The 25458-nt window shown below is 59.1% G+C and carries 24 protein-coding genes and 2 pseudogenes; 10 read left to right on the top strand and 16 right to left on the bottom strand.

Annotated elements, in window-relative coordinates; genetic code table 11:
- Nucleotides 1–32: 32 nt before the first annotated feature.
- From BST95_RS04400 to BST95_RS04375, 6 genes are all read right to left on the bottom strand, one after another.
- Complete coding sequence (locus BST95_RS04400; protein WP_084198306.1) at nt 33–890, bottom strand: sugar phosphate isomerase/epimerase family protein; 858 nt, start codon at nt 888–890, stop codon at nt 33–35.
- 85 nt (nt 891–975) lie between these two features.
- Entirely contained in the window at nt 976–2115 is a 1140-nt protein-coding gene (locus BST95_RS04395) for an MFS transporter (RefSeq protein WP_084198305.1), read from the bottom strand.
- Between the two features lie 51 nt (nt 2116–2166).
- The gene (locus tag BST95_RS04390) at nt 2167–2946 is read right to left on the bottom strand and encodes an acetoacetate decarboxylase family protein (RefSeq protein WP_084198304.1); all 780 of its coding nucleotides are present in this window, start codon (nt 2944–2946) and stop codon (nt 2167–2169) included.
- 17 nt (nt 2947–2963) lie between these two features.
- Entirely contained in the window at nt 2964–3842 is an 879-nt protein-coding gene (locus BST95_RS04385; protein ID WP_084198303.1) for an SDR family NAD(P)-dependent oxidoreductase, read from the bottom strand.
- Nucleotide 3843: 1 nt separating this feature from the next.
- Entirely contained in the window at nt 3844–4818 is a 975-nt protein-coding gene (locus BST95_RS04380; RefSeq protein WP_066048889.1) for a Rieske 2Fe-2S domain-containing protein, read from the bottom strand.
- 25 nt (nt 4819–4843) lie between these two features.
- Complete coding sequence (locus BST95_RS04375; protein WP_084198302.1) at nt 4844–6058, bottom strand: amidohydrolase family protein; 1215 nt, start codon at nt 6056–6058, stop codon at nt 4844–4846.
- Nucleotides 6059–6155: 97 nt separating this feature from the next.
- Here BST95_RS04375 and BST95_RS04370 point away from each other — a divergent pair, with 97 nt between their 5' ends.
- From BST95_RS04370 to BST95_RS04355, 4 genes and pseudogenes are all read left to right on the top strand, one after another.
- On the top strand, nt 6156–6809 hold the full coding sequence (locus BST95_RS04370) for a TetR/AcrR family transcriptional regulator (protein WP_169843850.1): 654 nt from the start codon (nt 6156–6158) through the stop codon (nt 6807–6809).
- A 68-nt stretch (nt 6810–6877) separates the two neighbouring features.
- Nucleotides 6878–8031, top strand: a pseudogene (locus BST95_RS04365) (CaiB/BaiF CoA transferase family protein).
- Nucleotides 8032–8044: 13 nt separating this feature from the next.
- Nucleotides 8045–8491: a 2,4'-dihydroxyacetophenone dioxygenase family protein gene (locus BST95_RS04360; protein ID WP_084198300.1), complete on the top strand. Its 447-nt coding sequence runs from the start codon at nt 8045–8047 to the stop codon at nt 8489–8491.
- A 13-nt stretch (nt 8492–8504) separates the two neighbouring features.
- The gene (locus BST95_RS04355) at nt 8505–9701 is read left to right on the top strand and encodes a cytochrome P450 (RefSeq protein ID WP_084198299.1); all 1197 of its coding nucleotides are present in this window, start codon (nt 8505–8507) and stop codon (nt 9699–9701) included.
- Here BST95_RS04355 and BST95_RS04350 read toward each other — a convergent pair whose 3' ends face one another.
- The 3 genes and pseudogenes from BST95_RS04350 to BST95_RS04345 form a co-directional block, all read right to left on the bottom strand.
- A complete protein-coding gene (locus BST95_RS04350; RefSeq protein ID WP_268245003.1) occupies nt 9702–10430 on the bottom strand; it encodes a peptidoglycan-binding protein in 729 nt (242 codons plus the stop codon).
- Nucleotides 10431–10733: pseudogene (locus BST95_RS20845) on the bottom strand (L,D-transpeptidase scaffold domain-containing protein); the annotation flags it as partial.
- Between the two features lie 15 nt (nt 10734–10748).
- Nucleotides 10749–10922, bottom strand: coding sequence for a hypothetical protein (locus BST95_RS04345; RefSeq protein ID WP_157114449.1), 174 nt, complete (start codon nt 10920–10922; stop codon nt 10749–10751).
- Nucleotides 10923–11183: 261 nt separating this feature from the next.
- Here BST95_RS04345 and BST95_RS04340 point away from each other — a divergent pair, with 261 nt between their 5' ends.
- The 4 genes from BST95_RS04340 to BST95_RS04325 all read left to right on the top strand — a co-directional run bounded on the left by BST95_RS04340 (nt 11184) and on the right by BST95_RS04325 (nt 15648).
- Nucleotides 11184–12179 carry a branched-chain amino acid aminotransferase gene (locus tag BST95_RS04340; protein ID WP_084198296.1) on the top strand — a complete coding sequence of 332 codons (996 nt, stop codon included), beginning with the start codon at nt 11184–11186 and terminating at the stop codon, nt 12177–12179.
- An 82-nt stretch (nt 12180–12261) separates the two neighbouring features.
- Nucleotides 12262–13245, top strand: coding sequence for an NAD(P)H-quinone oxidoreductase (locus tag BST95_RS04335; RefSeq protein ID WP_084198295.1), 984 nt, complete (start codon nt 12262–12264; stop codon nt 13243–13245).
- Nucleotides 13246–13254: 9 nt separating this feature from the next.
- Nucleotides 13255–14004, top strand: a complete 750-nt coding sequence (locus BST95_RS04330; RefSeq protein WP_084198294.1) for an SDR family NAD(P)-dependent oxidoreductase — start codon at nt 13255–13257, stop codon at nt 14002–14004.
- Nucleotides 14005–14067: 63 nt separating this feature from the next.
- The gene (locus tag BST95_RS04325; RefSeq protein ID WP_084198293.1) at nt 14068–15648 is read left to right on the top strand and encodes an MltF family protein; all 1581 of its coding nucleotides are present in this window, start codon (nt 14068–14070) and stop codon (nt 15646–15648) included.
- On the opposite strand, the gene BST95_RS04320 is transcribed toward BST95_RS04325, so the two are convergent.
- From BST95_RS04320 to BST95_RS04290, 7 genes are all read right to left on the bottom strand, one after another.
- Complete coding sequence (locus BST95_RS04320) at nt 15645–16004, bottom strand: alkyl sulfatase dimerization domain-containing protein (RefSeq protein WP_169843849.1); 360 nt, start codon at nt 16002–16004, stop codon at nt 15645–15647. The genes BST95_RS04325 and BST95_RS04320 overlap by 4 nt on opposite strands.
- Nucleotides 15977–17089 (bottom strand): MBL fold metallo-hydrolase, encoded by a 1113-nt coding sequence (locus tag BST95_RS04315; protein WP_084198291.1) that lies wholly within the window; start codon nt 17087–17089, stop codon nt 15977–15979. The genes BST95_RS04320 and BST95_RS04315 overlap by 28 nt, the downstream gene beginning before the upstream one ends.
- The gene (locus BST95_RS04310; RefSeq protein WP_084198290.1) at nt 17086–19323 is read right to left on the bottom strand and encodes a DUF3604 domain-containing protein; all 2238 of its coding nucleotides are present in this window, start codon (nt 19321–19323) and stop codon (nt 17086–17088) included. The genes BST95_RS04315 and BST95_RS04310 overlap by 4 nt, the downstream gene beginning before the upstream one ends.
- Before the next feature lie 189 nt (nt 19324–19512).
- Nucleotides 19513–20121, bottom strand: a complete 609-nt coding sequence (locus tag BST95_RS04305) for a hypothetical protein (RefSeq protein ID WP_066057432.1) — start codon at nt 20119–20121, stop codon at nt 19513–19515.
- Between the two features lie 194 nt (nt 20122–20315).
- Nucleotides 20316–21839, bottom strand: a complete 1524-nt coding sequence (locus tag BST95_RS04300) for a parallel beta-helix domain-containing protein (RefSeq protein WP_084198289.1) — start codon at nt 21837–21839, stop codon at nt 20316–20318.
- The gene (locus tag BST95_RS04295; RefSeq protein WP_338073406.1) at nt 21832–22851 is read right to left on the bottom strand and encodes a cytochrome-c peroxidase; all 1020 of its coding nucleotides are present in this window, start codon (nt 22849–22851) and stop codon (nt 21832–21834) included. The genes BST95_RS04300 and BST95_RS04295 overlap by 8 nt, the downstream gene beginning before the upstream one ends.
- A 182-nt stretch (nt 22852–23033) precedes the next feature.
- Complete coding sequence (locus tag BST95_RS04290; protein ID WP_084198288.1) at nt 23034–23663, bottom strand: c-type cytochrome; 630 nt, start codon at nt 23661–23663, stop codon at nt 23034–23036.
- 222 nt (nt 23664–23885) lie between these two features.
- Between BST95_RS04290 and BST95_RS04285 the strand changes: the two genes are divergently transcribed.
- The gene (locus tag BST95_RS04285) at nt 23886–24284 is read left to right on the top strand and encodes a zf-TFIIB domain-containing protein (protein WP_229801752.1); all 399 of its coding nucleotides are present in this window, start codon (nt 23886–23888) and stop codon (nt 24282–24284) included.
- 249 nt (nt 24285–24533) lie between these two features.
- Nucleotides 24534–25457, top strand: coding sequence for a 3-deoxy-7-phosphoheptulonate synthase (locus tag BST95_RS04280; protein ID WP_338073405.1), 924 nt, complete (start codon nt 24534–24536; stop codon nt 25455–25457).
- Nucleotide 25458 lies beyond the last annotated feature (1 nt).

Raw genomic sequence — 25458 nt, 5'->3', positions numbered from 1 at the left:
TCTAGCAGCAACTCAGGTTGGCGTTGAATGCCCTACTCGCGCTGCAATCGCAATGTCTGCTGCACCAGACCGATAGCATCGGCACACAACTGCTCGCGACTGTCGAAACGCTCGCGCCAGATATGCGCTGAATCCGCATCGCCGGAGGCGGCAACCCCCAGCGCCTGGACCACCAGCCAGCCGTAGTAGTCGAGGAAATCCAGAGTGGCAAACGTCTCGTGCCACTGCACCTGGCCGCGGCCCAACTCCCCGCGGTGGCTCTCGCTGAGATGCACCATCAGCAGTCGTTCACCCGCTGCAGGCAGCGCCCTGGCGGGGTTGAACTCTTCCAGATGGGCGTGGAATGTGTTGTACAGCACGCCGACATTATCGAGGTCGATTTCCCGGCACATCCGCGCCGCTTCCGCTGCAGTATTGACCAGATGGGCATCGAATCGGCTCTGGAATTCCAGCCCGAGTTTCACGCCATACCCGGCGGCGTGCTCACCCACCTCTCGCAGACAGCGGCGACTCCAGTCCCATTCCCGATCGGTGGGAGGCACGCCACTGAGCTGCCCCTGGGCCTGGAACAGGCCGCCACACAGGACCTCGCTGCCAAGCTCCACAGCTTCATCCACGCGCTGCTTCAGATAATCGACGGCGCGCTTGCGCACCCGCTCAGAAGCATCGATCGGATTGAATTCGGCAGGGATAATCGTCGTGGCCAGGGGAACCAGATCGAGGTCTGTCAGTGCCACGCGCAGCAACTTTAATTCTGACAGGCCCTGTCCCGCCAGCGGAACCGCGACGCCTTCATAGCCGAGGAATGCCAGCATTTCCAGTTGGGGCAAGTGCCCTACCCCGATGCTGTCTCCCCACAGACGCATGTCTACGCCAATCCGGACCTTCACGCGTGCTCCCCGCTAATAACGATGAGCAAAGAGTAGCGGAAGGCCACCCTGGAGGCGGCCAAAAATAGTGGAAATGTCGCGATTCTCAGAGCGCTGCACGGGGCTTGGGCAGAGACGCCAATACCAGGCCCGCCAGCACCAGCAGCACAAACATCGCTGCCAGAGCCAGGTCGTAGCTGCCGGTCCGATCAAATGCCAGGCCGGCAAGTGGCGGGCCCGCCAGTCCCAGCGGCAGCATCAGTGGCATCTGGGCGCCGTTCACCTGACCGATAATCGAGTTATCGAAGTAGCGACTGTTCAGCCAGGGGTGCACTGGCAGGAACGCGCCGACCCCAAAGCCGGAGCAAGCCAGACCCAGCCACAACATCCAGCCCGAATCAATCAACAGCAAGATCGCAATGCCCGAGGCCTGAACCAGCAGAATGCAAAGGGCCAGAATGCGCGGCCGATCATGCAGATAGTCAGCGCTGAAGGCCACAAAAAGCTTGCCGCACAATCCGGCAATAGCGCTGGTACCGACCATAAAGCCGACCTGCACCGGGTCCACACCACGACTGATAAACAGCGGCGGGTAGCAAATGGTCGCCAGCACCGAGACGTTAAAGACCAGCGCCACGGCAACACCGACCAGCCAGAATTCACGGCGCCGGTAGATGTCCTTTGGTTTGGAGGGGGTATCAGCAGCGGCAGCGCTGCCGCCGCCAGAAGCCGGGATGAACGCCAGCACCAGAACCCACAACACCACCGCCAGCGAAACGCCCAGTGCCGCCAGCGCGGAACGCCAACCCCATACCTCCAGTCCCGCGCCTACCAGCGGCGGCAATATCGCCGATGCAAGGCTGGTACCCGCAGCGACCAGTGCCAGGGCCTTGCCCTCGTTACCGGCATACAGTTTCACCATCAGGCTGTTGATAACCACCGGCCCATACAGGGTCATCCCAAGGGCAAACAGCACGAAGCTGAGTCCGGCGAGGATCAGGCTGGGCGCCATACTGGTCAGTACCAGGGCCAGGGCCGCCAGCGTGCACCCCGTGAGAATAATGCGCCGAATCGGCAGCCGGTCGGCAAACCGGCCCACAAACGGTGAGGCCAATCCGGGCACCAACATCAGGGCCACCGGGCCTATGTTGATTGTGGCCGCACCCACCCCGAACTCTTCCGACAGGGCTGGCACAAAAAAGCCGTAAACACTCATGAGGCCCGCCCCGAGGCCGAGGCAGGCCATCCCCGCCAGAGCGGGGAGCCAGTTGCGAATACTCACTGAGTCAGAAGCGGATCAGGAGCGTTTGGGGCCGCCGTTTTCACCCGGCCAGCGAGAACCGGAGATGGTATCGGCAAAGGGCAGGAACGCCTCGGCGTCGAGCTCACCGGCCAGTGTGATCTGGCGATCGAGGAAAATGGGCCACCACAGGTGGGCCGACAACTGCTCACGCATGGGCAGCAACGAGGCCAGGGGGTCCCAGGGACTGTCGCGCAGAATCAGTTCACCCTGCACTTCCTCTTTCCAGGCGGTGCCGTACTTGCTCATCACATGTACCACATGCGGTGGGAAGTCGAAGCCAGTGGCCGGACCACCAACGCTCACGGCGCGGGAGTACTTGGTCCACCATTCATTCTGAATCCACTCTGCCTCGCTCTCTACCGGGCCTGTAGACACCCCTTTGAACTCCACGAAGGTGTAGCCCTGGTGTGTGCAACGCGCGGTAACCTGGGGCCCGAGACGATAGTACTCGGTGGTACAGGGATACTTGGGCTGGCCGTTGGTTTCCTGGCTGACAAAAATCGCCGACTCCTGGTCGATACCATAGCCCAGCGTGTACTCACCCGGCGTACCGTTATAGTCCGCGTCCACAGTGGTCACGATGCCGTACTCGGGCTCATCGGGTACCGGGAAGTTGTAGATGGTGAGGTTCACATTCGGGTTGGCACCAGGATCAATACCGGGCGGCAGCAGCTTGGCGATAGCCTCCGGATCGGTCCGGTAGACAATTTTCAGCATGGGCCAATTGACGATATCGCCGGGGTTGCCCTGTGGGGCGCCTGTTTCGTTGCTCATTGTTATTACTCTCTCGGTTAGCCTAACGCCGCCGGTACCGGCGTCGTCCTGTTCAAAATCATCTCCGCGCGGTCGCGAATTTTCTGGTCGGTTTCCGGGGTGGTTGCCAGCAGCCAGAACGCGTCCTGTTCGAGACCCTGCAAAGCCATAGCAGCCACTTCATCGGGGTGGGTGGTCTGCATTTCGATACCAAATTCAGCGGCCATGCGCTTCATGTCATCCACGGAAGTAATGCCGGAATCCGGGGCTCCGCCATCCTTCTTGAGATCTTCAGGGCGCACGCGGTCTGAATTGAACAGGCCGGTGTCCACCACATGCGGACCGGGGAACAGCGCGCTGACTTTCACCGGCAGCTGACCCGCCTGACACTGATAGTGCAGGTTCTCGGTGATCGCATGCACAGCGGCTTTACTGGCTGTATAGATCGGGGCATCGGGCAGAACCATATAGGCGCCGTTGCCGGAGCCTGTCACCACAAAGTGCGCCTCCTGACCCGTGGCTACCAGCCGCGGCATGAATGCGCGAATCGAATTAATCACACCCCAGACATTCACGTTCAGGCACCATTCCCAGTCTTTCTCGGAGTAGTCCCACATCGCACCGCCCTCACCCGCGCCGATACCGGCGTTGGCAAATACCAGGTCTAGGCCACCGAGCTTCTCAGTGGCGGCATCGGCCAGGGCGTTCAGGCTATCCAGCGAGGTCACATCACAGCGCTCAACGATAGCTTCAATGTTCTCTGCGGCCAGATCGGCGGCCACCTGTTCCATGGCCTTGGCATCGACATCGCCCACGGCCACTTTGGCGCCGCGACGCCCTAGTGCAAATGCCAGTGAACGGCCTACGCCGCTTGCACCGCCAGTTACGACAGCGACTTTACCGCTAAAATCTTTCACCTCAGGCGATCTCCTTCTTGTCTTGTGAGGTCACGTAAAATTGCCGCACCCACTTGCGGAAGGTCACCAGGGGTTTGTCTTCACGGCAGAATACCGGGCGCCGCTTGTGGACCTTGTTGGCCCAGATCGGGTAGTCATCACTGAGCCCGTCGATAATGCCCTGCATGACGTCGTCGCCGGCCAGATCTTCGATCTCCTTGCGCACAATCAGCGTCCAGCGCATGTAGGTATTGTGCTTGTCGATGGGCTGAGGGCTGTTGTACATGATCATTTCAGCGCCGGGGCCGTAGGTATTACGCACCATCGCAAATCCCGGGCTGTAAGTGATCGCATGCAGCTGGCTCGGGAAATCGTTGGTTTCCATGTTGGAGTGCAGGTGCATGGTGCGGCCATCCGGATCGATGGTGACTTCGGATTCGGGAATCGTGCCCTGCTTGTGAACGAAGGCGAAGTGCACCGGGTCACAGGAATTCTCACAGATATCCTGCACGTGAGCCGGCACCAGGTGGTCGGTATAGCGCGGTGTGGTCCAGTTCGGGTCGCCCAGCTCAGGCAGGTCGGGCAATTCCCACTGGGGCGCAGTGTTCTCAGGGTGGAACCAGATATACACCTCGCCATTTTTTTCCTCGGTGTGCCAGGTGCGCAATCGGGCCCGATCGGGGATTTCCTCACAATAAGGAATATGCGAACACTTGCCGTCATCGGCATTGAACTGCCAGCCATGGAACGGGCAGCGAATGGTTTCGCCAATCACGCGCCCCTCATGCCCAAGGTGCGCCCCCAGGTGCGGGCAATACGCATCCTGAACGGCCGGCTTACCGGAACGGGTGCGGTAAAGCACCAGTTCGCGATCAAAGGCCTTTACAGCTTTGACTTCGCCAATGGCCAGCTCCTGGGAGCGGGACACGGAGAACCACCCCATGGGAAATTCAGGGGTGGTGTTGGTATGTGATTCACAGGCTTCTACGATGGTCATGATGCTCTCCCGTTGATAGCTCGGGTCAGTTAAAAATGGATGTGTCGGGGCCGATATCGTCGGCCACCTGTTGCAGGCGATCGCGGTCGAGGCCGTAGAAGGCCACGGCGTTTTCGCCAAGAATGTTACGCCCATCGACCTCGGGCAGACCGCTGAATGTTTCGCGGTAGTAGGCATGGGTGTTAGGCCAGGTGCCCTCGGGATGAGGGAAATCGCTGCCCCACATGATTTGTGAAGGGCCAATCGCAGCGCGCTCGTCGAGGTCGTCGCGGCGCACGCAAGACGCGCCAATCCCCACGTTGCGTCGATAGTATTCGCTGGGCGCCATGGACAGGTGACTCTTGAAATCACCCAGCTTGGCTGAGATCTCGCCCTCGTGGTACTGGAAGTCCATGAGCCGCAGCCAGGAAGGCAGCATAAACATAGTGCCTCCTTCTACAATCATCACTTTCAGCCGCGGGAAGCGCTCAAACACGCCCCCCCAGATCATGAACGTGAGCGGACGGTAAAGCCACCACATGACCTCTGACACATATACGCCCATGGCACCAGGGAGCTCACTGCGCTGGTCTTCAGCGGGGAAACCCTTGCCAAAGTACTCAGGATGCGGCGCCGGACCTGAGTGGAAATGTACAATCACGCCCAGGTCCTGGCAGACCTCCCAGAAAGGGTCGTATTTCACGTGATGATAGGCATCATGCTCACCCCACATGGTGGGGATCATGACTGCACGCAAGCCATTGTCTACACACCAGCGCACGGCTTCCACGGCCTGATCCACATCCCACAGTAGCGGAATCGAGGCCACGCCGATGTGCCGCGCAGGGTCGTTTGCGCACAGCTCCGCCAACCAGCGGTTGTGGGCCATGGCCCCCGCCCACTGCAGCTCCGGCACCATGTCCCGGGGAGACAACCCCAGACCGGCACCAAATGGCGGCGTATTTTTCTCGGTTATGCCATCCGGGAAAATGATCTCGGCGGCAATACCGTCACTGGCCAGCATGCGCGCCCTCTCGTCGTACTTCCAGGCGCCGGTGAGTTCCTGCTCGATCGGCTCCCGCCAGGCGTCATTAATCTCCTTGATAAGGAACATCGACTCGGATTTCTCGAGCATGTCGATGGTAATGGGCACCGCCATGTCGAGCATGTCGTGATACTTGCTCTCAACATAGGGTTTGTAATCGGCGATCGGGAGGCCGGCGTGGCAGTCCGTAGAGACCACCAATAACTTGTCGGACATGGTCGGTTTCACCTGAAGCTATCGTTGCTCTATATAAAATACATACAAACGCGCAAACTTGCACATTTGTATACAAATTAGTTTAATGCAGAGACCATTGCAACTGCATTACCATATTTTCATGGACACTATCGAAGCCCCGCTGGGGCGCAGGGAAAAACGCAAACAGGAAATTCGCGCCCGTATCGAAGAGGCGGCCTATCGCCTGTTCCAGCAATACGGCATCGAAGACACCAGCATCGAGCAGATCTGCCAGGAGGCAGATGTGGCCCGGCGCACCTTTTACGGTCACTTCACCAACAAGCACGCCCTGCTCGGGGCCCTGGGCATCTCACGCCTGTATGCGCGCGCTGAGCCGATGCTCGCGGAACTGATGGCCGCGCAGCCGACGACCCGGGGCCGCCTGCAGGCCATGATCGACTACATTGAATCCGCCTTTGCGGGCATGAACGACATCGACCGCCAACTGGTGCTGATCGGCCCCACCGCATTTGCCGAGGACCAGGAGACACAGCGAGAACTTGGGGCCTCGGCCATGACCAGCTTCAGCGCATTGATTCGTGCGGGCTACGAACTGGACGACGTGAAACGGGATTTCAGCCCAGAAATGCTCGCTACAACCGTGGTAGGCACACTCAACATGCTCACGATCAACTGGTGCCTGGACAGCCGCTACCCGGTGTTCGCCAAGCTCGAGGAAGCCCGCGGCATGTTCGAGCAGTTGATCTGTAAAGACATTCCCGGCGCCTGATCACGCCATTGTCCCCGGGCACGCCAAGGGCCAAGCTGGACGCTTCATCTAAAGGAGCCAGCTTCACCATGGGACCGCTTGCAGGAATCACTATTATCGAGATCGCCGGAATTGGACCTGCCCCCTTCGCCGCCATGTCGTTGGCCGACATGGGCGCGGAGGTTATTCGCGTTGAAAGACCCGGCGGCGGCCTGTTCTCCGACCAGCAGACCAACCCCAAGCTGGATGTGCTCAACCGCGGCAAGCGCTGTATTTGCGTCGATCTCAAGCAACCCGAGGGCGTGGCCACGGTGCTGCGCCTGATTGAACAGGCAGACGGATTATTGGAGGGCAACCGCCCGGCGTTATGGAACGCCTGGGCCTGGGACCGGACGTGTGCCTGCAGCGCAATCCGCGCCTGGTGTACGGCCGCATGACTGGCTGGGGCCAGGAGGGACCGATGGCCAAAGAGGTCGGCCATGACCTCAACTACGTGGCCCTGTCCGGTGCGCTCCACGGTATGGGACGGGCGGGCGAGAAGCCCGCCATCCCTCTCAACCTGGTGGGCGATTTCGGTGGTGGCGGCATCTTCCTCGCCTATGGCCTGGTCTGCGCACTGCTGGAAGCCAAAACCTCCGGCCAGGGCCAGGTCGTGGACGCGGCAATGATCGACGGCGTCGCCAACCTCATGAGCTCAAGCTTCGCCGCCAACCAGGTGGGCTTCTGGAGCGATGAGCGCGGTACCAATGTGCTCGATTCCGGCGCCCACTTCTACGAGGTTTACGAGACCGGCGACGGCAAATACATCACGATCGGCTCGATTGAACCGCAGTTCTATGCGGCCTTGCTCGAGCGTCTCGGTGATGAAGCTGCCGGCCTGGAGAACCAGTGGGACATGGCCGCCTGGCCCGCTCTGAAAGAGAAACTGAGCGACATCTTCAAGCGCAAGACCCGGGACGAGTGGGATGCCTTTTTCGACGGCGCCGACATCTGCTACGCACCGGTACTGTCGATGGCCGAAGTTCGCCACCACCCTCACCACCAGGAGCGGGGCACGTTCATCGACGATGGCGATGTCTGGCAGCCCACCCCGGCACCGCGCTTCAGCCGCACGCCGGGAGCCATCAGCCGCCCACCCGCGCGCAATGGCGAGCACAGCCGGGATATTCTGGCGCAATTCGGTTTTAGCGAAGACGATATAAACAACTCCCTGGCCAGCGGCGCTGTCGTCCAGGCTGAATAACAGGAGCTTTTCTATGGACATGACAGAAGCAGTACACATCGGGGCCGACGAACTGCCCTTTATCGACATCGGAGACGGCAGCCTGCTAAAGGTCCTGCAGGTGAAACGCGGCGAAGGCCTGTGGATCATCGAGAATATCTTCCAGGCAGGCTATGAAGTGGAGCAGCACAAGCACACAGGGCCGGTATGGGGCTATACCAGCTCAGGCGCCTGGAAGTACAAGGAATACGACTACGTTAATCGCGCAGGCTCGTTCCTGTACGAACCTGCAGGCTCCGTACACACCCTGCAATGCACCGAAGACAATACCCGCGTGTGGTTCCAGATGTACGGCAGTAACATCAATCTGGACGCAGACGGCAACATTACCTCGGTGGTCGACGGCGACATGACCCTGCAGTTCTACCTCGCCATGTGCGAGGAACAGGGCCTACCACGTCCGAATGTGCTCGTAGAATAGGCACCGAACGACCATGAACATCGATATTTACTCGCCGGACGCCTACACGACAGGCATTCCCCACGAGCAGTTCAAGTGGCTGCGCGACAATGACCCAATCCACTGGCACGCCCACCCGGAAGGTGGCGGCTACTGGGTCGTCAGCCGTCACGCCGACGTTATTACAGTGTCGCGCGACTTCAAAACGTTCTCAGCAGAGCAGGGCTTTGTACTTGTCGACGATTTACCCGGCGACATTCTCGATATGGCACGCAACCAACTGCTGGGCATGGACCCGCCCAAGCACAGCCCACTGCGCCGGGCGGTCATCACGCGTTTTACCTCGCGCCGCCTGGAACAGCTGGAACCGGCGATCCGCGAGATTGCCCGCGGCATGATGGAGACGGCCCGCAACATCGGTGAGGTGAATTTTGTCGAGAGCCTGGCCGGCGACCTGCCGACAGCCGTCATCGGCTCGCTGCTGGATATCCCCCGGGACATGTGGCCGCAGATGCGCCGCTGGTCAGACCTGCAGACCTCCGCCTCTGATCCTGATCTGGGCGGCACCCCCGAGGAAGTGAACAACGCCAGCATTGAAATGGGCACCTACGGCTTCCAGCTGGCCTGCGAACGCAAGGATTCCGGCGCCGACGACCTGATCTCCCTGCTGATCAACCAGGAAGTGGAGGGCGAGAGTGTCAGCGAGGCAGAGTTCGCCTCACTGTTTGTGCAGATTGCGGTGGCAGGCAATGAGACCACGCGGGGCCTGATCTCCAGCGGCATGTATGAGCTGATCCAGCGACCCGAGCTGTATCGGCAGCTGGAGCAGAACCCGGACCTCATCCCCGGGGCAGTGGAAGAAATGCTGCGCTGGACCTGCCCCCTGCACTACTTCCGCCGCACTGCCACCGCCGACGCCGAGATTGCCGGCCAGGCCATTGCCCAGGGCGACAAGGTGGTAATGCTGTACAGCGCCGCCAACTTCGACGAGCGGGTATTCGACAACCCCATGGAGTTCAATATTCACCGCGACTCGAATCCCCACCTGGCCTTTGGCCACGGTATTCACCTGTGTCTGGGGGCGAACCTGGCGCGACTGGAAGCGCGCATCTTCCTCGAGGAGTTCTTCCGCGAATTCGGCGGCATCGAGCTGACCGGTGAGCCGGCCTTCATCCGCTCCAATATGGTCCACGGGTTCAAACAGATGCCGGTGCGCTTGCTGCCGCGCTGACTACCAGCGCGCGCGGAAACCCCGGGTGTCTACATGCACAAAGCCGCCGTGGCGACTGGTTTTCCGGTAGCGGCCAATGCCGCCCACTAGGGTAAACGGCGCAAATACCAGGGGTAGCCCGCGATACGACAGCGTGGGCAGCTCCGCCCTCGCCAGCAGGGGCAGCAACAGCAAGATCAGTAGCAGGCAACGCACCTCGTTCACCCTGGGTGGCGCATCCAGCAGGGCCAGCTCGGCCGGATCCTTGCCATACACATCCGCGTGGAACTGCAGGCGACCGTCTCGTGCCGGGCTGTTAGTCCAGTACATCAGCAACACGTGTACGTCGCGCTCCATGGGCACCCGGACCTGGGGGTTGCGGCTGTCGACCACTGCCTGCACATACTCCAACGACCACTGCTGGGGGTCGTCGAGCAACAACTCGGCCAGGCACAGCGGTTCCTTCACCCGCTGGGCGTGCGTCATATTCAGAAAGCGGTAACTCTGGGCACCGACAATGCCGTCGACATCCAGGCCGTGGTCCGCCTGGAACACCTTGGCCGCATCCTTGATCGCACCGCCATACTGACGGCCATAGTCGCCCGCAGGCAGATACCCCAGCTCCACCAGACGCGCCGCGAGGTCGGGCACCACCGCATAGGCCTGGCCGGGCTTGAGCACTGTCTCGCCAGGCAGAGGGCGAAACTCACCTGTGGCGGCCAGGGCGCGGTAGTGCTTCAAAGCTGCCATCATCTGGTAGTAAAAGGCCATCTGGGGGCGCAGCCGCGCAACAATGTCTTCGATCGTATCCTCAGCAATCGCCTGCTGCAGCTCGCCGGCAATGGTGTGCATATCAAAATCGAGCTGGGCGTAGTTGAAGGTGAGTTCAAGCTGGCGTGGGTCAACCTTACCCCGAGCTACATGCTGTATGTAGAGCAGGACGCCATCCGTAAGCATGACATCGAAACGGGCCCGGGCCTGGTCGCGCCCAGGCCATTGCTGACCCCGCAGCGACCACAATGCCATTAGCTCGCCGTAGTGATAGTCATCGGGACTGAGGCCCTCGGCCTAACTGTCGCGCAACAAATCCAGCATGCGCTGAGCCTGATCACTATCGCGCCAGGCGGGCTGGTACTCCTGGCGGGCGTAAAAATCCTCGATTATGACCGGCAGGTATATCTGTCCGCCGCTCGGCAGCTGGCCACCGCCGTCGATGACCAGATGCTCGGTCAGGGACTGCAATTCCTGCCGAATATCCGCGCTTGCACCGGTGCAAACCATCAACAACGACAGCAGTAGCAGTACTCTCTTAGGCCGCGCTCGGCTCCGGGTTACCAAAGTAATAAACCACAGCCTAGCCGCTGCTCCCCCTGTGACAAATTTCCGGATTTTTCCTCGGGGGTTACCCCCAAACACTGGGTTCTCGGGGTATTATGGTGTGTTCACCCACCCGATATTTACCGGGCCCGAGCGGGGCCAGGAAACACATAGAGCAGTAGGACAATGGCGGCATTCGGCACAGAGTTTACGGACAAGATGGTCATCAACCACTATGCAGACGGACAGTGGTCCGGCCTGGCAGTGGTGCCCGTCGAGCCCTTTAACCTGCACCCGGCCACCCACGTACTGCACTATGCGAGCGAGTGCTTTGAAGGTTTGAAGGCCTACCGCACCGAGAGCGGCGACATTCACCTGTTCCGCCCGGATCGCCACGTGGCGCGCCTGCTGCGCAGCGCTGCCCAGTTGCTGCTGCCGGTGCCCGATGAAGCAACCCTGCTCGCCTCACTGCACAAAGCCGTTGCCGAGGTTAGCGACCAGATACCGGCCTACCCGGGCTCGCTGTATCTGCGCCCGACGCTGTTCGGCACCGAAGAGGATATCGGCGCCGCCGCACGCCCCACCCAGAAGGCGATCTACTACGTACTCACCTCACCGGTGGGTGACTACTTTGCCGGCGGGCTCAAGCCCTTGCGGGTCAAGGTCGACGATCAGGCCCAGCGCTCCACCCCGAATTTCGGCGAGGTAAAGACGGGCGGCAATTACGCGGCAGCCATGCGCCAGGTGGTGCGCGCCCGCGAAGAGATGGGCGCAGACCAGGTATTGTTCGCCCCGGGTGGTATTGTTCAGGAAACGGGCGCGGCCAACTTCGTTCTCATCGAAAACGGCGAGCTGCTTACCAAACCGCTGGACGGCTCTATCCTGCCCGGCGTCACCCGCGACAGTATTCTCACCCTGGCGGCTGCCGCAGGCCTCACTGTAATGGAACGCGACTTTGATGTGGCCGAACTGCTGGAGCGGGCACCGCGGGGCGAGGCAGCCTTGACAGGCACTGCAGCGGTACTCACCCCGGTTGGCGAGCTCGTGTACAACGGCGAGACCATTCAGGTCGGTGACGGCGACATGGGCCCGTGGTCGAGCAAGCTGCGGGAACAGCTGTGTGCGATTCAGAGTGGCACAGCTGAGGATCCGCATGGGTGGCGGGTCGCCTTAGCGAGTTAGTCTGCTGCACGTTTCGGGCCGGAAGGCTGTTAAAGCCTTCCGGCCCTCTGTTCGGCGCAACCATTTTGCTGAGGACACTTGAATGACCATCGAACGACACTACGTCGCAATAAATGAAGAAGACCGCAGTCTCAGCATAGCGACTGACGAGATCGGGGCACCCGGCGCGGGTGAAGTGCTGATTGACGTTGCGGCGGCAGGGCTCAATCGGGCCGATCTGCTGCAGCGCGCGGGACTGTATCCGCCGCCAGAAGACGCTTCGCCGATCATGGGCCTGGAAGTGGCGGGCACGGTCATCGGCGTCGGTGAAGGTGTGAGCGAGTGGCGCGAAGGCGACACCATCTGCGCACTTACTCACGGCGGCGGTTACGCCACCAAAGCTATTGCGCCTGTCGGCCAGTGCTTTCCAGTGCCAGAGGGGTTGAGCATGGCCGAAGCGGCGGCATTGCCCGAGGCCCTGCTCACGGTATGGCACAACATTTTCCAGCGCGGCGCTATGCAGGCGGGTGACAAGGTGCTCATTCACGGTGGCGCCAGCGGCATTGGCACCCTGGGCGTGCAGATGGTCAGTGCCATGGGCGGCGAGGTGTATACCACGGCGGGCACCCCGGAAAAGTGCGCAGCCTTGCGCGAACTCGGCGCCACCCTAGCCATTAATTACCGCGAGCAGGATTTCGAGCAGGCGCTGGCAGAGGCCGGGGTGAACAACCAGATGAATGTCATTCTGGACATGGTGGGCGGCGACTACATTCAGAAAAACATCAATGTCGCGGCGCCGGAAGGGCGTATTGTGAACATCGCATTCATGAACGGCTTCCAGGCTGAGGTTAATTTCGCCCTGCTGCTAATGAAGCGGATTTCGCTGACGGGCTCCACCCTGCGGGCCCAGAGCTTCGCCCAGAAAACCGTCATGACCGCGGAAATCATGCAGCATATTTATCCGCATCTGCGCAGCGGCGCCATCAAGCCGGTGGTCGACCGGGTATTTGAACTGGCGGATGTGGCCAGCGCTCACGATTACATGCAAAGTGGAGCCCACATGGGCAAGATCATTCTCTCTACCTGAGGAACCACAATGCAAAGATTCACTGGCAAGGTCGCGCTGATTACCGGCGCTGCGTCCGGCATTGGTCGCGCTACAGCGATTCGCCTGGCAAATGAAGACGCCGCTGTTTTCCTGACAGACATCAACAAAGACGGCCTGACTGAGACGGTCAAAGCCCTGCCAGAGGGCGCCGCTTCGGCGATCGCCGAAGTCGACGTCACCCAGCCTGCAGCCTGTAACGCGGCGGTGGAGGCCTGTATTGAGTGCTTCGACAAGCTGGATGTACTGTGCAACATCGCCGGTATTGCCTTCTCCGAGAACCTCACTGACATCAGCGATGCGCAGTGGGACCTGATGGTCGGCATTAATCTCAATGGTGTGTTCTTCATGAGTCGCGCCGCCATGCCCCACCTGCTCGCCAGCAAAGGCAATATCGTCAACATGTCTTCCAGTGCGGGCCGCGAAGGCCAGGCCTATAACTCGGCCTACTGCGCCACCAAAGCGGGCGTGCTGATGTTCTCAAAGGCCCTGGCCATGGAATTCGGCAAACAGGAAGTGCGCGTCAATGCCGTGTGCCCCGGCTTTGTCCAGACGCCTTTATCAGCGGGGTTTAAGATGCCCGAGGGCGCAGACATGGAGCTGTTCTCTCGCCTGCTTCCGCTGGTCGAAGCATCCACGCCGGAAGAAATTGCGGGTGCGGTTGCCTATCTGGCCTCGGACGAGGCGCGCTTCGTCAACGGTATCGAACTGCCAATCGATGGCGGTCAAACTGCGGGATAAGGAGTTGCCAATCTATCCCGCAAACGGGAAGATGTTGGCACAAACCCACTAAGCTTACTGTCAATGAAGTACCTCACTCGACTGCTGTACCTTACCTGCCTGATTAGCCTGGCCGCCTGCGGCGACAACGCTCCGGAGTCGGCCGAATCCCCACCGGAACAAGTGCAGACTGAGCCATCGCTGCCGGCGGAACCGGTCGAGACTGAAGAACAGCCTCTGCCCTTCGCGCCTTCCGCCGAAGAACAGGCACAGCATGCCCTCAACGGCCTCAGGGACCCCTGGACGGGTGATCTGGATACCATGGAGGAACATCGCACGGTCAGGGTACTGACCGTGTACAGCCCGGGGCGCTACTACCTGGAAGAAAACGGCCAGGAAAAAGGCCTGGTCAAAGAAATTTCCTCGATGTTTGAAACGTTTTTGAACAAACGTTTGCAGCGCAAGACGGTCAAGGTACATGTGGTGATCATTCCCATGGCGCGCAACCAGTTGGTACCTGCCCTCCTCGCGGGTCACGGCGATATCATCAATGCCAGCCTGTCGATTACCCCAGAGCGCCAGCAACAGTTTGATTTCTCCATTCCCGCCTCGCGCGACGTCTCTGAGATCTTGATTACCGGACCCACGGCGCCCGCACTCGCATCGATCGACGACCTCGCGGGACAAACCATGTACGTGCGCCAGTCGAGCAGCTACCGCGAGAGTATCGAAACGCTCAACGAACGCCTCCTGGCGGAGGGTAAGGCGCCGGTCAGAACCGAGCTCGTATCGGAATTCCTGGAAGACGACGACTTGATTGAAATGGTCGACAAGGGCCTGCTGCCCTGGGCCATTGTGGACTCGTACAAGCCCACATTATGGAAAGGCGTGTTTACCAATACAACTGTGCGCGACGATATCGTGTTCCGCGAAGGTGGCAAGATCGCCTGGGCATTCCGCAAGGACAGCCCGCAGCTAGCGGCGGTGGTCAATGATTTCCTGAAGAAGAACCGTGAGGGCACGCTCGTGGGCAACGTACTCAAGAATCGCTATATCCGTGACTTTGACTGGGCAGCAAATGCGCTCGATGATAGTGACTATCAGCGCTTCCTGGAGCTGCAGCATATTTTTCAGAAGTATGGCGAACAGTACGAGGTGGACTACCTGCTCGCGGCCGCACAGGGCTACCAGGAATCACGGCTGGACCAGAGTGCGCGCAGCCACGCTGGCGCAGTCGGCGTCATGCAGCTGCTGCCCACCACCGCCAGCGACAAAAATGTCGGCATTCACGACATCAGTACCGCCGACGCCAATATCCACGCCGGCATCAAGTACCTCGATTTTCTCCGCGATCGCTACTTCAACGATCCGGCCATCGACACTCGGAACAAATCACTGCTTGCACTGGCCGCCTACAATGCCGGCCCCTCACGCATGATCAACCTGCGCCGCAAGGCAGAGCAACTGGGCTACGATCCGAATGTGTGGTTTGACAATGTCGAGTTGGTTGCTGCGCGGGAGGTGGGGCGCGAACCAGTGCAGTATGTCGCCAATATCTACAAGTACTACGTCGCCTACCGCTTTTCTATCGATCAGCAGGCGGGGCACGCCAAGGCTCGTCAGCGCGCGGGCATGACCCCCTACCGCAGCAGCAACGATGGCTAGTTAGCCACCGGACTTTCCAGGCGCGCCGCGGTATCCGCCATACGCGCCTGTAACCAGTAAATCTCGTAGTCGTTATTCAGGCCGTGCTCGGCAGCATCCAGCAGCACACCCAGGGCCTGTTGGCGCTGGTTAAGTGCTTCAATATTGGCAGGCTCGGCAGCCAGCACCACCTCTACAATATGCAGGGTTTTGACTGGCTCGCCCTGGAGCAGGTAGTTCCGCCCCAGCGACAGCAGGCCTTCACTGCCGGCAGCCTCCGCCAGATCGGCATACACATCGCGCGCCGGAACAGGGTATAGCTCAGTGGTGCTCTCAAAGTGGAACCAGGTCATGTAGTAGTCCCAGATACTGCGCACGGCCCAATCCACTTTGCCGTGGTTTTGTACCAGGTCGAGTTCGGGGGAAGTTTGATTTCCCGCATCAGCTGGTAAACATCCTTGCCCGCATTCATGCCCGCCACGGTTTCGTCATGGACATATTGCACCGCATCGCGAATACGGGTCATATCAGCGCTGATCTGGGCAGCCCCCGTAGTGGGATCGAGATGGCTGGGTACCACGGTTTCAATCGGCAGCTGCAGGAGCACGTCTAGTGACTTCACGTATTCGATCGGCTTGCGAATTTTTTCACCGCGCATGGTGAACACGTTGGGAAACTGCGGAAATTGCGGGCCAAAGAAGTCACCGCTGAACAGGATTTTCTGTTCGGGCAGCCATAGCACCACGTTATCTGCGCCTTCCGCCCCCGGCGTGCCTATGACCTGAAATTCAATGCCGCCAAGCGTAAAGGAATGCACCTTGTAATCGTCGACGATCACATCGGGCATAATGCCGCCATAGCGCATCATGGCGATGTCCGGGCGATCCTCCCAGGCCGGCATCCACGGAAAGAGGGTGCTGTTGCGCTGATATTGATAGGGCTCAAGCTCCATCAGATAGCGCTGCTCTTCCTCGAAGTGTTTGTGGGCGATAATCTCTGTGCCTTCCTCGGCAAAGAAGCGCGTGCCCCCAATGTGATCTGCATGGGAGTGGCTGAGTATGATTTTCTTGATCGGGGCATCGGAGACCTGGCGCAACGCACCCAGCTGCTTGGGCGTCTGCAAGACCAGACCGGCATCAAACAGCACATTGCCCTCGTCAGTGACAATCATCATCACGTTGCCCACGCCCGTGGCCTGATAGACACTATCCGCCAACTGCTTTACCTCAATCGGGCGCTTGATCAACTCAACTGCGCTACCGTGTGTGGCTTCGCCGTGGTCATCTCCACCGAGACGCGCCGTCGCCGCATTACCGATGACATCCAGCGCTTTGAGCTCGGCCTGTTTGCGCAGCGCCGAACCATCGCTCATTAGCAGCCAGGCAGAGACAGCTACCAGAATACCAAGGGCAATCAGTATCAGCTTGCCCGCGGCACCACGCTGCATTGCTAAAGTTTTCATTTCTCCTCCTGTTCCTGCCGCGACTGGAAGTCTACAAAAATAGGCGACGACCAGGCGCGCTGCTGAGCAGGCGCCAGACAGTCTTCATCAGCCGGTGTACGGAAATCGCCGTAACAGGGGTCGACCTCAATACAGCGGCCTTGCGCGTCGTACTCACAGCGTAGGTTCGCCGCGTTAATCATGGCGGTGGTTTCCTGGATAGCCCGGGCGTAGTAAATCGTTTCGCGCTCACCCGCCACAAAGTCTTCATCGCTAAACTCGACGGTACAGCCCATGGGTTCGGGATCGCACTGAAACACTTTCCAGGGGTCGCTGATGAGGTCGGCAACATCCTCGTCCCCTCGCTCCTGAGGTTGTATGCGAACAATTTCAATGCGATCAATGACGTGGCGCTCACTGGAGGGGTTGTAACACTCACCCCCACAAAGGCTTTCCAAGCGCGCATCGCCGAGGCCGCTATGGGCATAGTCAGGGCAGCCTGGCATCTGTTTGAAAGCGCCCATGGCACTTACACGGAACACTGGAGACTCGGCAAGGCTCAATTCCGATCCCATGGGGTGTCGCTTCTCGCCATGGAGTAAGTCAAACCACAACAGCAGGCGATCTCCCGAGGTGGCATAGACCTCACGTCTTTTCAGGCTCGACCAGATGGCATTGCGGTCGCGGCCGCTGGCGTGGATGGCGGCAAGTCCTCCCGTGAGCCAGAAGGAATTCTGGCGCTCCATATTCCGAGCGCTCACCAGGCCAACGCTGTTGCCATCGATGGCTTCGGACATGGGCAGGGGCTCGCGCGTATCCCGCTGCTGACGGGCAGCCCGGCCATCCTCCGGCGAACCAAAGGCCTCGGTCATGAATTTGCGGCGCACTTCCTTGTAGCCGGTGCCCGGCTGGCCGCGATGGTTGTCACTGGAGCCTATGAGGCCAAACCGGAAACGCAGCGGGTCCTGTGCGTCGTCGAAACCCGAGATCGCCAGCGCGTACTGTGCCGTGGCCGCGGGGCGATGGTCCATGGGCTCGTTGAAACAATCCGGGCAGGTGCCGCAGTTAAGCCAGTCGACCACAGATTGCCCGGGGACGGTCAGATGGCCTGAATTGCCCGCATCGACAAAGTTCTGACGGGCCTCGAAGTCACGGAGCTGACATTCTTCAGCACTCTCGCCGGAGGCCTCACAGCGCTGGCGGATAATCTGCCCGGCCCGATAACAGCACGGCAGATAGTCATCCGTCGGTTCAGGGCATATCAGACCGCCGTCATCCTCTTTCACCGCCGCGCGCCAGCGCCGATATTCCTCTGAATTGCCGTGTCCGGAATACACCTCAAACAGAATTTGCCGCTTCGGGTCATGCTGCTCACGGGTCAACTGCTTGTCCAGCGTCGTTGTGGCCGGGGTATTCATACCCCAGGAATTGCCGTGTGGGATGACGATGCTGTCATAGCCCCACTCATCCAGCTTGGTAAACAATTCACGGGGGTCATCGGCGACTTCCAGGCAATTCGCCGGCAGGTCGCGGGTGTCGACACCTTTTGGGCAGACCGGAGTATCTGCAATCTCGTCGTAATAGGACTGGATGCCCAGATAAAAATCGCGATTTTCAAAATCGGCGAGCGACATCATGAGCTGTGCTGCCCGGCCAATCGGCGCCTGGGCAAGGCGCTCGCGGGGCGCAGCAATCGCGCGCGCGGGCACCTGATCATCTTCCGTATCGAGGAAAATCACATTTTTATGGCCGTAGTGCTTGGCCGGATCCGTGGCGACCTGGCTCCACTCCCAGCCCAGAAAACTGACCATATCGGGATTAGCCGGGTCGCCCGCGCTGGCATTGCACTCGCGAATACTCTGTCGCGTTTCCGCCCAGCGGCGCGGCGTAATCCCCTCTGCGTGATCGTTAATCGACCAGAAATCCAGCGCTGCGCAGTAGCGGGCGAAATCGCAGGCATCCGCAGGCGGGTGCAATCCCGAACCACCGGTTAACGGCAATGACATAATGAAGGCATCCGGGGAAAACGTGGTATGCACATGCAAATCGCCGAACAAAATCTGACTTTGCCCCGCCAATGGCTCCGCTGGGTCAGGCACTGCTGCGACATAGCGCGCTTCCCGCTCGCTGACCACGGCTTCCTGCAGGCGCTCGCCAGCAATGTCACCGCGACCGCGGGGCTCGGGGCTACAAGCCGCTAACACCGCGGCGGCAAGCGCTGCAGCAGTTAGCCTAGTGGCAATGTGTCGCTTCACATCAGTCACCTCAAATATTAAGGCGATAGTATTATAATGTAAGCAAAGTACCAGCGTCGCGTCAGCCAAATGCGACCAAAGGACAAAATAGCAGACTGAACAAACAGAGCCGGGCGCCGGAGCAGCGCCCGATCGGGGGAGATTAGGCCCTGATACCGGTGGCGCCGGTATCAGGTCACGGTTGCGTGATTACCTTTTAGCGGCGGCTTTTTTCTTTGCCGGCGCTTTCTTTTTAGCTGGAGCCTTCTTCTTGGCTGCGGCCTTTTTCTTAGGTGCCGCTTTTTTCTTCACGGCAGCTTTCTTTTTAGCCGGCGCTTTTTTCTTCACCGCGGCCTTTTTCTTGGCCGGGGCTTTCTTCTTCGCTGCCGCTTTTTTCTTGGCAGGCTTTTTCTTCTTGGCCTTGGACGCTGCCTTTTCTACAACATCAGCTGCCTGGTCTGCCGCCTTGGCCTTGCGTTCGGCCAGAATGGCGTCCGCTTTCACCGAGGTGTAATTCTGCGCAGCCTCGTACGCTGTCACAGTAATCTTGGCGACGGATTCAGCGAGGTCCTGAACCTGCTTCATCAGTGCATCAACTTTTTGCTGGTTTGCCGGAGTGGCTTTCTTCTTGACCGCCGCACGGGCTTTTTTCAATCGTGCGTTTGCTGTGGTGTAACGCTTCCGTGCCGCTTGTAGTTCTCGCTTGGCGCGCGCATTCGCCTTTTCAGATTCGGACACAAGCTTCTTGCGAAGCTGCTCTACTTTTTTGTTGGCTTGTTCAGCCATCTTCGTGGCCTGAGCCAGTTCTTTTTCCAACATTGCTTCACATGCTCCGTGTGGTTTTAGTAGATACTGCACAGTTAGTGTAGGCCGAATTTCGATCAATGTAACGATTATTTTTTGACCAGCGATTTTAGAAACTCGCTCGGGCAACTCAGGTGACAGATAGATAAAATTTTTTGGCAAAAAAAAGCCGCCCTGAAAGGGCGGCTTGCAAATCGCATAACTACAAATCAGTTCTTAAGCTTGAGCATAAATTCAGCGGCCTTGAGCAGCGTCTCTTCATCGAGATGCGACTGCGGCGGCATTTCCGGATAGTCGTCGCGCTTCTTCATCGGGTTGGCAGCGAAGGCGGCGATGCCTTCCGGGTTATCCATGTATAGCGCCTGCACAATCTGTGTGGGCGGACCAATCATGCGCGAGCTGTAGGCATGACAGCCGGCACAGATGCCGTAGTAGACAAGCTTGCCTTCATCCATATTGGGATCGTCGGCGCGAGGTGCAACCGGCTCAGGCAGCATGTAGGTCAGCACGTTGGACGTGGAGTCGAATTCACACTCGGTGTATTTCTCCAGGCCAATGGTGCGGTAACGGGTCGGTTCGAGAATACAGCCATCGTCCATACCGACGGTATCAACAATATCCTGACCTTCTGTTTCCAGTTTGGTCGCCAGGAATGCCTGTACCAGCTTGGTGGGGTTCTTGCCGTTGTCGAGCATCAGGTTGTTGAGGATCTTGGGACGGTTGGGGTTGGGCTCAGAATCTGGGTCCAATGCCGCACTGGTGGCCAGCGAGAAGTCGGTGAACAGGATACCAACAGAGTCGTTGCCAGTAATGATATTGTTTTCAACCACTACGTCGTCACAGGCCATGATCAGCATGCCTGTTCCCTCGGGGATATTGGATACCAGAGAGCCGGGGATGGCGAAGTTCTCGTGGTTGTTACCGACCACGAAGTTGTTGCGGATAATGACATCCGAGCAATCCTTGATCGGCAATCCAGGCGTGATGAACGCGAGAATACCGCCAGTGTTGTTGTAAACATAGTTGGCTTCAACCAGCGCTGAACGGCTGTTCTCAATTTCAATGCCAGCCACGCTCTCAAATACCTGGTTATAAACCACATCAATATTGTCAGACATGCCCACGTAAATGGCGGCATCTTCGATACCAGAGATCACGTTGTGTGACACCAGGCCGTTTTTACCCAGCTGCGGGAAAATACCGTATACGCCGGTATCGATGATGAAGTTGTTGCGGATAATAAAGTTGTTACCCGCCTGCCCCATCACGCCATTGCCTTTGTAGCGGGTGATATACAGGTTTTCTACGGTAAAACCATTACCAGAGTACAGCACCGCGTCATTGAGCACGCCCTCGCCGTCCATTACCGGATACTGACCGTCTTCGATAACGCCGGACAGGGTGATGTTGTCTTTATCGACGTAAACCGTTTCCTTGTAGGTGCCGGGCATCACTTTAATGGTTGCACCGGGGCTCGCTGCTTTAACGGCGTCCTGAATGGATTCGCCGTCTTTTACAACGATAAGCTCGCCACTGGCAGGCGTCGCCAGGCTGCGAATGGCGACATTGGCCGCGCCGGCAGCAGCAACTTCATCTGCACCGCCGGATGAAAATGCGGCTTTGGGCGCCTCTGGTACTTTAATGACCGTGGGTTCCGGGGTGTTGGAGTTGCCGAGATAATAACCCCCCGCCAACAACACCACGGCCCCTACAGCGGCTACGAGTTTATTCATCGGTTTTTTCTCCGTCGTCATGTCCCCGGGCAAGCGGGGGATTATCGTGCACCAGCGCCAGGCCGGAGGGCAGGCGTTCAGGTGTTTTTGGTTTGAAACTGTCGTCTGTCAGTGTCTTCATGAAATCAACCAGGCGGTCGAGTTCATCGTTGGTCAGGTTGGGCTCCCAGATATGCCAGTGCAAAACCAACTCTTCGCCTTCCGGGACCGCGTGCCCTCGCCCGCCAGTATAGAACGCCACGGTCTCGCGCAGGGTCTCAAATCGACCTGAATGCATATACGGCGCGGTCAGTTCAATATTGCGCAGCGTGGGAATCTTGAATCCGCCGCGTTGGGTAGGCTCATTCATCGGCACCTGGGCTCCGGGATCAAAGGCCATGCCCTCGGGCTCTGGCGTGCCAATGACGGCAATCTGGCCATTGGTGAACAGTGGCGGCGTGTGACATTCGGCACAGCGTGCAACAAAGGAACGGAAGATGTTCATGCCCTCGATCTCCGGTTCCGTCAACGCTTCATGGTAGCCGTGGGCGTATTGATCATAGCGGCTGTTCAGGGAGACCAGACTTACCTGGAACGCGGTCAAAGCACTGTAGATCTCATCCAGGACAATCTCGTCGTCACCCGGAAAGGCCTCGGCAAACAGCTTGCGGTACAAGGGAATCGCATTGAGGGTTTCCAGCAGCTGCTGTGGGTTGTTACCCATTTCATGGGATGAGTACAGCGGCCCTGTAGCCTGGTCTTCCAGCGTCGTGGAGCGGGCATCCCAGAACAGCGTCTTAAGGAAACCGACATTCCATAGCGTAGGCGCTGAGCGCGTGACCGTATGTCCGTCGATGCCTACACTCACTGCGCGCCCGTCCGCAAAGCCCTTGTCAGGGTGGTGGCAGGTTGCGCAACTGACGCTGCCGTCGCGCGACAGTACCGGATCAAAGAACAGGTAGCGGCCGAGGTCGGTTTGCTGAGGCGTAAAGCCATCGCGCCATTCGGGAAGCCCGGTAGTAGGCCCACCCATGCCGGCCCCTGCAGCGAATTGTACATCTGGTAGAGGCTGCGCATTTCACAGTGGCCGGCGTCCAGTTCGAATCCCGGAGGACAATCGGCACGCAGGGCGATATCAGCGGATAACTCCGCCGCACTTGCAGCGCTCCAGAGAAGGGCCAGTATTGCGAGAATCCTTACCACGATATGGGCCTCTTACTGCCCCAGGCTGTGCAGATAAGCCACAACATCGCGCACGGCCTGCTCATTCGGCAGAATCATCGCCATGGCACGCATTTGTTTGCCCGTTTTGTCGTCAGGGTGGGCACCGCGTTCTCCGCTGCGGAACGCCAGCAGCTGTGCCTGCAGATACCAATCGTCACCGCCAGCCAGGCGCGGAGAATTGAGCGCGGGGTTACCCACAGCGCCGGCACCATGGCAGGCACCGCAGAACTGGTTGTAATAGTCGGCACCCATGTTGGTATCGCCTTCGACGGTGGCCGTAGAGGCGGGGCTTTCCAGGCCGGCGATATAGGCAGCCACGTTCACGACAGCGGCGTCATCGGCAAGCACGGCCGCCATCGGCGCCATGGTCTTGGCGGTTGCCGTTGCGCCTTCGCCACCGCGGGCACCGGAACGAAACTTATGCAACTGCGCGGCAATATACACCGGTTCCAGATGGTTCAGGCGCGGTGCGTTAAGCGCTTTATTGCCCTGGGCGTTGTCGCCGTGACAGGCAATACAGGTCGCATAACTGGCCTGGCCTGCCGCAGCATCGCCATCGGCGAAGGCGGGAGCGATCGCCAGAGCGGCGCCTGCAAGAAACAATAATGTATGTCTGATCATGGAGCGTTCTCCCGATGGGGCACAGTCGCACGGCCCCGTTTGTATCAGTTGAGGCCTAGTATCATAAGTCTGAAAATTAAACGTAGCTGAAAATATCCCCGCCCGCCGCTCAACTGCAGTGAAACTGGCACAATCCGGACGGGACAACTGCACATCTCTGAGCTAGACTCAGCCCCTGTTATTGTTTAGAAGCACTTAACCGATCGTATTAAGGGACAACAAATGGAATACAACCCCGACGAGCACAGCATGAAATGCCCAAAATGTGGCCACGGCATGAACGAAATCACCTACGGCGGTGACGTTGTCATTGATCGCTGCACCCACTGCCAGGGCATCTGGTTCGATACTGGTGAAGCTGAAGCACTCAAAGGCAAGTGGATGGGCGACGCCCTCGATATGGGCGATCCCGATGAAGGTAAGAAGTGGGATGCCGTCGAAGACATTGCCTGCCCGCGTTGTGGCAAGGAAATGGAAAAGCGCTCCGATCCCAAGCAGCCGCACATCTGGTTTGAGGAATGTGCCGAGCACGGCATGTTCATGGACGCCGGTGAATTCACCGATTACAAGCACGAGACCTGGGCTGACTGGTTCCGTGGCCTGGTGAAAGGCAGCCGCTAGCCCTCGGCGCCAGCACTGAAAAAAAGGGCGACCCGGTCGCCCTTTTTTATGCCCACAGGGAATCCAAGGCGCCTCCTAACGCTGAAAGTAAAAAATATAGTAAGCACTTACACACCCGGCATGACCAATGAGTAGTACAGACAACATTCGTATTGAACATACCCGGCCGCTCATCAGCCCCTGGGTGCTGGCCGAGGAACTCCCCTGGATACGGCCACAGCCGAAACGGTGGCGGCGCATCGCAGAGCCGTGGAGGCCATACTTGCAGGCCGGGATCCGCGCATCCTGGTCATTGCCGGGCCCTGCTCAGTGCACGACCCCGATGCCTTGTTGGAGTTTGCCAGGGGCTTTCAGGCGGCCTGTGAACCCCTGGCAGACGCCCTGTTCCCGGTCCTGCGGGTTTACTTCGAGAAGCCGCGCACAGTAATTGGCTGGAAAGGCCTGATTAACGACCCTGACCTTGACGGCAGCTTCCAGATCAACAAGGGTCTTCACCTGGCTCGTAAAGTCCTGCTGGATGTCGCCCACATAGGACTGCCCTCCGCCAGCGAGTTTCTCGATACCACCTTTGGCCAGTACTACGCCGATCTGGTGAGCTTTGGCGCCATTGGCGCGCGCACGGTTGAAAGCCAGGTTCACCGGGAACTGGCATCGGGCCTGTCCATGCCCGTGGGCTTCAAAAACGGCACCAATGGCCATATCGACGTGGCCATTGATGCCATTCGCAGTGCCAGTCACAGCCACTGGTTCCCTTCACTGACCAAGGAAGGGACACCAGCGATCCTCAAGTCCAAGGGCAACCCACACAGCTATCTGATTTTGCGCGGCGGCAGGCAAACCGGCCCCAATTACGAGCCACAAGCCGTCCAGGCCGCAGCCAGCGCCCTGGCTGAAGCGCAGTTACCGGCCTCACTGATTGTGGATTGCAGCCACGGCAACAGCGAAAAGGATCATCGACGCCAGGCCCAGGTCATCAGCAGCCTGTGCGAGCAGATTCATGGTGGGCAAACAGCCCTGCGTGGGGTGATGCTGGAGAGCCATTTGGTGGCGGGCAACCAGCCCATGAGCGATCAGCTGTTATATGGCCAGAGTATTACCGATGCCTGTCTGGCCCTGAAGGATACCGTGCCGCTGCTACAACAGCTCGCAGCAGCACAGCGAATGGCGGGGTGAT

Origin of the sequence: Halioglobus japonicus (assembly GCF_001983995.1) — a bacterium.
Lineage (GTDB): Bacteria > Pseudomonadota > Gammaproteobacteria > Pseudomonadales > Halieaceae > Halioglobus > Halioglobus japonicus.
Note: the sequence above shows the minus strand (reverse complement) of the source record. Positions and strands in the feature narration are given on the sequence as shown.

Excerpts from the sequence above, each read along its gene's own strand:
- BST95_RS04395 (WP_084198305.1), bottom strand. The coding sequence starts at position 2,115 with ATGGCCTGCCTCGGCCTCGGGGCGGGCCTCATGAGTGTTTACGGCTTT.
- BST95_RS04390 (WP_084198304.1), bottom strand. The coding sequence starts at position 2,946 with ATGAGCAACGAAACAGGCGCCCCACAGGGCAACCCCGGCGATATCGTC.
- BST95_RS04380 (WP_066048889.1), bottom strand. The coding sequence starts at position 4,818 with ATGACCATCGTAGAAGCCTGTGAATCACATACCAACACCACCCCTGAA.
- BST95_RS04375 (WP_084198302.1), bottom strand. The coding sequence starts at position 6,058 with ATGTCCGACAAGTTATTGGTGGTCTCTACGGACTGCCACGCCGGCCTC.
- BST95_RS04360 (WP_084198300.1), top strand. The coding sequence starts at position 8,045 with ATGGACATGACAGAAGCAGTACACATCGGGGCCGACGAACTGCCCTTT.
- BST95_RS04355 (WP_084198299.1), top strand. The coding sequence starts at position 8,505 with ATGAACATCGATATTTACTCGCCGGACGCCTACACGACAGGCATTCCC.
- BST95_RS04350 (WP_268245003.1), bottom strand. The coding sequence starts at position 10,430 with ATGGCAGCTTTGAAGCACTACCGCGCCCTGGCCGCCACAGGTGAGTTT.
- BST95_RS04340 (WP_084198296.1), top strand. The coding sequence starts at position 11,184 with ATGGCGGCATTCGGCACAGAGTTTACGGACAAGATGGTCATCAACCAC.
- BST95_RS04335 (WP_084198295.1), top strand. The coding sequence starts at position 12,262 with ATGACCATCGAACGACACTACGTCGCAATAAATGAAGAAGACCGCAGT.
- BST95_RS04330 (WP_084198294.1), top strand. The coding sequence starts at position 13,255 with ATGCAAAGATTCACTGGCAAGGTCGCGCTGATTACCGGCGCTGCGTCC.
- BST95_RS04325 (WP_084198293.1), top strand. The coding sequence starts at position 14,068 with ATGAAGTACCTCACTCGACTGCTGTACCTTACCTGCCTGATTAGCCTG.
- BST95_RS04315 (WP_084198291.1), bottom strand. The coding sequence starts at position 17,089 with ATGAAAACTTTAGCAATGCAGCGTGGTGCCGCGGGCAAGCTGATACTG.
- BST95_RS04305 (WP_066057432.1), bottom strand. The coding sequence starts at position 20,121 with ATGTTGGAAAAAGAACTGGCTCAGGCCACGAAGATGGCTGAACAAGCC.
- BST95_RS04300 (WP_084198289.1), bottom strand. The coding sequence starts at position 21,839 with ATGAATAAACTCGTAGCCGCTGTAGGGGCCGTGGTGTTGTTGGCGGGG.
- BST95_RS04295 (WP_338073406.1), bottom strand. The coding sequence starts at position 22,851 with ATGGGTGGGCCTACTACCGGGCTTCCCGAATGGCGCGATGGCTTTACG.
- BST95_RS04290 (WP_084198288.1), bottom strand. The coding sequence starts at position 23,663 with ATGATCAGACATACATTATTGTTTCTTGCAGGCGCCGCTCTGGCGATC.
- BST95_RS04285 (WP_229801752.1), top strand. The coding sequence starts at position 23,886 with ATGGAATACAACCCCGACGAGCACAGCATGAAATGCCCAAAATGTGGC.